The organism is Segatella copri, assembly GCF_026015295.1.
GTDB classification, from domain to species: Bacteria; Bacteroidota; Bacteroidia; order Bacteroidales; family Bacteroidaceae; genus Prevotella; species Prevotella copri_C.
In genome coordinates this window covers 1-5,425 of record NZ_JAPDUW010000003.1, presented here as the reverse complement: position 1 = coordinate 5,425, position 5,425 = coordinate 1, and the positions used below count along the sequence as shown (strand labels likewise).

At 42.0% G+C, this 5,425-nt stretch carries 5 protein-coding genes and 3 pseudogenes; 4 read left to right on the top strand and 4 right to left on the bottom strand.

The genetic code is table 11. From position 1 onward, the window contains the following. Positions 1 to 119: 119 nt before the first annotated feature. From ONT18_RS17230 to ONT18_RS17220, 3 genes and pseudogenes are all read left to right on the top strand, one after another. Positions 120 to 911: pseudogene (locus ONT18_RS17230) on the top strand (TraM recognition domain-containing protein); the annotation flags it as partial. 175 nt (positions 912 to 1,086) lie between these two features. Continuing rightward, on the top strand, positions 1,087 to 1,407 hold the full coding sequence (locus ONT18_RS17225; protein WP_025867317.1) for a type II toxin-antitoxin system RelE/ParE family toxin: 321 nt from the start codon (positions 1,087 to 1,089) through the stop codon (positions 1,405 to 1,407). Next, positions 1,400 to 2,515, top strand: a complete 1,116-nt coding sequence (locus ONT18_RS17220) for a HigA family addiction module antitoxin (RefSeq protein WP_264907292.1) — start codon at positions 1,400 to 1,402, stop codon at positions 2,513 to 2,515. Before ONT18_RS17225 ends, ONT18_RS17220 begins: the two co-directional genes overlap by 8 nt. Before the next feature lie 55 nt (positions 2,516 to 2,570). On the opposite strand, the pseudogene ONT18_RS17215 reads toward ONT18_RS17220, so the two are convergent. Continuing rightward, positions 2,571 to 2,672 (bottom strand): annotated as a pseudogene (locus tag ONT18_RS17215) (RteC domain-containing protein); the annotation flags it as partial. Here ONT18_RS17215 and ONT18_RS17210 point away from each other — a divergent pair. Further along, on the top strand, positions 2,650 to 2,850 hold the full coding sequence (locus tag ONT18_RS17210; protein WP_228113783.1) for a hypothetical protein: 201 nt from the start codon (positions 2,650 to 2,652) through the stop codon (positions 2,848 to 2,850). The pseudogene ONT18_RS17215 and the gene ONT18_RS17210 overlap by 23 nt on opposite strands. Here the strand turns inward: ONT18_RS17210 and ONT18_RS17205 are convergent. The 3 genes and pseudogenes from ONT18_RS17205 to ONT18_RS17190 form a co-directional block, all read right to left on the bottom strand. After that, positions 2,837 to 3,370 (bottom strand): annotated as a pseudogene (locus ONT18_RS17205) (RHS repeat-associated core domain-containing protein); the annotation flags it as partial. The gene ONT18_RS17210 and the pseudogene ONT18_RS17205 overlap by 14 nt on opposite strands. Before the next feature lie 362 nt (positions 3,371 to 3,732). Beyond that, positions 3,733 to 4,083, bottom strand: a complete 351-nt coding sequence (locus ONT18_RS17195) for a hypothetical protein (protein WP_264907289.1) — start codon at positions 4,081 to 4,083, stop codon at positions 3,733 to 3,735. Next, positions 4,076 to 5,425 (bottom strand): RHS repeat-associated core domain-containing protein (locus ONT18_RS17190; protein WP_264907288.1); only part of this gene is annotated, 1,350 nt, incomplete at its 5' end. The genes ONT18_RS17195 and ONT18_RS17190, both read right to left, overlap by 8 nt.

Genomic DNA, 5,425 nt, shown 5'->3' with positions numbered 1-5,425 from the left:
TATATGCTTGTGTCGGAAAGGTATATATGAGCTGATGGTAGAGTCGTCATCAACAACAATGGCCCTGATTTGATAAACTCAGCAGGAATACTTGCTATTCATTTTTTTATGATGGGGCTATGTCCGCAAGCGAGTTTACACTCGACATCAACAATCCCGAAGAACCGAAAATTCTATGTGTCGGCAACAATCCCGACCGTCAGAACATTTATGGTGCTGCACTCGGCTTGTACAACAGCCGCATAGTGAAACTCATCAACAAGAAGGGACAACTCAAATCATCCGTTATCATTGACGAGTTTCCGACCATCTATTTCAAAGGTTTGGATAATCTGATTGCTACGGCACGAAGCAACAAGGTTGCCGTCTGCTTGGGCTTCCAGGACTTCTCGCAATTGGTTCGTGATTATGGAGACAAGGAGGCAAAGGTGGTTATCAATACCGTTGGTAATATCTTCAGCGGACAGGTCGTTGGCGAGACCTCCAAGACTTTATCCGAGCGTTTTGGAAAAGTACTCCAAAAGCGCCAGTCTATTTCCATCAACCGTCAGGATGTTTCTACATCCATCAATACCCAAATGGACAGTCTCATTCCGCCGAGCAAGATTAGCAGACTCACCCAAGGAATGTTTGTCGGCTCTGTTTCCGATAACTTCAACGAGCGTATCGAGCAGAATATATTCCATGCCGTGATAGTAGTTGATACCGAAAAGGTGAAACGGGAGGAAAGTCGTTATCAGAAACTCCCCATCATCAACGATTTCTTGGATGCGGATGGCAACGACTGTATGGAGCAGACCATACAGGACAACTACAACCAAGTCAAGGAGGATGTCAAGCAGATAGTCAAGGATGAGCTGGGGCGTATCGCCAACGATGAGAACTTGAAGCACTTGATACAGAAGGCATAAATGCGCTTTTCACAGTTGAATATAAATAGGTTTGTCCTATTGCTTTTTTCCGCGAATGCCAAGAATAATAGTTAAAAATGATTATAATACAGCTAATAATTAGTTATCAATTTTGATAATCGAAATATTTATCGTAACTTTGCACACAAATAAAAATAACATGGCTGAATAATATATGAACATAACAAGTGAAGACGAGGCTTTGTTGGAACTGTTCGAAAATGGAAAGACATCTGACAAGAAGTATAAAAGACTTCCTATAGCCGCAATCAAGGGTTATGTTAAGGCTGTCAACAAAATGAGAGCTGCCACAAGAATTGAAGACATTATGCGTGATCATGGCTTGCGCTACGAAAGATTGCACGGAGACAGAAAAGATCAAGAATCCGTAAGATGCAATGATGTCTGGCGATTGATTTTCCAAAGCTCTCCTGCCGATGGCAGTATTATCATTACCGAAATAGAATTAATTGAAATATCACATCATTATGACTAAGTTTAGTTTCAATCAGGCAGTCCCATTTGAGGCTACTCATGTGGGCGAGGTGATTAAGGACGAATTGTCTGCTCGTAATATGAAGCAGAGCGAATTGTCCGAACTCACTGGCATACAGAAATCCATTCTGAATGATGTCATAAAAGGTAAACGTTCTCTGACACCTGAAATGGCATTGTTGTTGGAAAACGCTCTCGGCATTTCTGCGACATATCTCATGAACATCCAGACGCAATACGAATTGGATTGCGCCAAACAGAGCGAAAGGGTTGTGTTGCAGACTAAAATGCTTGAGATTTGGAATGTACTCAAAGACCAAGTATCAATTCCCTTTTTCAGAAAAGTCGGTATCGTTAGAGGAAACATCATCGAGGATGTAAAACGCATCTTCGAGGTCTTTTCCGTGGATAACTTGGATGATTTCTTTGGTTTGAAGGCAGAAGAAATGGAACTTTCTTATTACCGCAAGTCAGAAAAGGTGAAAACCAATCCCGTGGACATTCTGTCTTGGAAATATTATTGCTATCATCTCTCTAAAAATGATGATTCAACTTTATGTACATTTGACAAGGGGGCAGATACAGAGATGCTGGCAAGAGAGCTGAACAATGCGTTTAAAGAAAACAAGAATACGGTGAACAAAACCCAAGAGGTTCTTAACAAGTATGGCATTCGTTTTCTTGTAGTCAATAAGGTTGGGCAAGTTCCTGTTGATGGAATGTCCTTTTGGATAGGAGATACACCAACGATTGTCATCACTGAGAGAATAGCTTCCATTGATAATTTTGCTTTCACCACTTTACATGAGGTCGGTCATGTATTCAAGCACCTTACCCAAAATGGTAAGGCAATGATTAATCTCATGGAGGACAAGAAGAACATCGAGGAGTCTGAGGCTGACGAGTTTGCTTTAAATGCGACCCTACCAAATGCGGACTGGAAAAAGTTCATGGCAAGGACTCGTGATGTTGTACCTTATAAAATAGCACCATATATTCAGACAGAAGCAGACAAACACAATGTCAATCCACAACTTCTGTTCGGACGCTATAAGCATGATATAGGTATATACAAGATAAAGAATTTCTTTGAAACGAAAATTCTATAACGATTCACAAAGCACCATTGGTTACACATTTCATAGCCAATGGTGCTTTGCATTTTCATCTCCTCATTCTCTCCAATTCATCATCCCTCCGCATTTTCTCATTCAACTTCTCCTGCATCTTGTCCAGAAAATAGGTGCGACTACAAGATGAATGTCGCTATACAAAGCATATCTATATAGGTAGTCAGCGTGTCGTTTCCAAGATTGGTGACTTCGACTCTTACGGCTCAGATCCACGCCGCATCCAGTATGCTGGTAGTGAGACTGATGGACTTTCTGTTGTTGCCCAAAACAGCTCTACTTCTCTCGATGAAATAACTCGCCAGTTGCACTAACGAGACGGTAGAGGGCATCATATGTATAGGTATGCGCCATCTGTCCGCCAGCCTTTCCACTCTGTGGAACTGACGCACCGTTTAGCACGCTGAGCACATTGCTCACCGCATCGTAAGTGTAAGCGTTATCCATAATGGTGTTGCCACCACTGTTTACCGTGAGGTTCTGCAATCTGCGACGCTGTGGGTCGTAGGTGTAGAAGGTCTCAGCACCGTTGCAATACTTCAAGTATGTGCGCTGCTCGAACTTGTCATAGCCAATCTTGCTTACATAGTCGTAGCCGTATGACTTGTAGCCATGAACCTTTTCAAGCTGACCACCGAGATTGTAAGAATAGGTTATTTTCTCCTCATCAGGATAAATCATCTCCAACAGGCGGTTGTGGCTGTCATAAGTCCATTGCGTCACATAAGTTGCTATCGCCTGGTTAGGCACAATCATCGTGCGGCGGGTTTTGGTCACCTCGCCCATCTTGCCATAGAAATACTCAATGGCACCTGTTCCGTCCTCACGGAGCATCAACCTACCGATACGGTTCTGAGAGGCATTGCGACCACCATAGTAATACTTCACGTTGTTCTCCGGGTGGTCAGGATAGTTGATACCTGTCAGGTGGTGGTAGTCGTAGGTATAGGTTATCATCTTGCCTTCCTCTACCATATTAGCCGTCTACTTGGTGAGCACGTTGCCGAGTGCGTCGTAAGTGAACGAGGTGGTTCCACTTGCCGGGTGGTTGACCTCCGTGCGGCGGTCGCCCATGTCGTAAACGGATGTACAGATTATGAAAGTTCGTCATATACAAAATGAGGCTGTGTTCAATTTTTTTGAACATAGCCTCACTGAATTTGTTTTATTGTTGAACTAATCTATGTTTTTACAATTTATATAGGCTGAAATAATTGGAGAATACCATAGATAATAATCCCTATACTTAAAATCCAACCGCTACAATGCATTATGTATGCGGTTGTAAAACGACGAGCATTCCAATACTTTTCTTGTTGATACATTTTCGGAAGTAGGAAACACCCAAAAAGCAAATCATTAATTGGTATAGCCGATTTCACATATAATGCAATGAACCCAGATATAATTAGGATGAGTCCTTCCCCAAAAGAAATCTTATCTTTTAGAGAAAGGGGGAGTCTATTATAAATAGCTCTTAATTTTTGAGACACTAAATAGCCTCCCACTACAATTGAAATAACGCAAAAGAACATATCTTCAATCATCTGTTAATCTATTAGATTTATCATCTTTATGCGGTTGGAATTGTTCTACTGTGGTCGAATCTGGTTGAGCGTTTTCTTTCTTACGTTCGATTACCTCATCGACAGTACGTTCAACAATAGTCTCTTTCAAACGTGTACCTTGAGTTACAATTTCTGTTCCTAAATCAAACCCTTTTTCTCCTAATTTTTTCCCAAACCCTGGCAGTATTTTACCAAGTATTTTCTCAATGAGTAACTCTGCTGAATAATAAATAAAACTCTTTTTGTTATTCGAGAAATCACCATTGATTAAATCTATACCGAATTCAGCAGCTCCAAAAGCACCCGATATTCCGTTTCCAGAAGCTGCTAAAGGTACACCAATTTCTGCACCAACAACCGAAAGAGTACAAGCATAACCAGCAACGGAAACCGCATCACCAACATCTTGAGCTGTCTGAACAAATTCTTTACCTATCTTATAATGAAGCGTTACAACTACCTCTCCATTTTCAACAGATCCAACCTGATAGGTATATCTAAAATATGGATTTTTTGCATTCTTGTTTTCCATTATTTCAGATGCTTTATTCTTATGCCATAAATTATGCCATTTTCGAGACCACTGAGCCAACCATTTCCAACGGAAATTTCCATCAGGATCAACATATGTTATAGGATTATTTTCTGTATAAGCATATGAAGATACATTAGGAACCTTTTCTTTTAGTGCATCCGTCGACATCCAAAGACTGAGATGTGGGTCATAGTAGCGGGCACCATAATAGTACATACCTGTCTCTTCGTCAAATTCCTTTGCGTTGAAGAGATAAGGCGTGTTCCATACGTCGTTGCGTTCCTCGATGAACACCTCGCCGAATGGCACATATTCGATATGCTGCACCACCTCGCCATCAAGGTTGGTGATGTAACTACTGCTACCCAAATGGTCTGGGTGGTAGTAGAACTGCATCTTCTCATAGTCGTCATTCTCCTTGAAGTTGCCATTGACAGCCTTTGCCTTGGCAATGTTTGCTGCCATAGCTCGTGCCTGCGCAGCCTCCAAACTGCCGTCATTGCAGCAGAAGCCCTTGCCATCGACATAGTCGTTGTTGTCCTCGCCATTGTACGGCACTGCAAAGGTTGCATAATTATCCTTGATAACCTGCAACTGCCCGGTATATTTAGCTTTATAATCAACAGACAAGCCATCAGTCTCACTACCTGCATACTGGATGCGGCGTGGATCTGAGCCGTAAGAGTCGAAGTCACCAATCTTGGAAACGACTCGCTGGCTACCGATATAGATGTGCTTGGTGTAGCGTCCGCCTTGGTTAGCTACGAGATAAGGAGATACATAGAG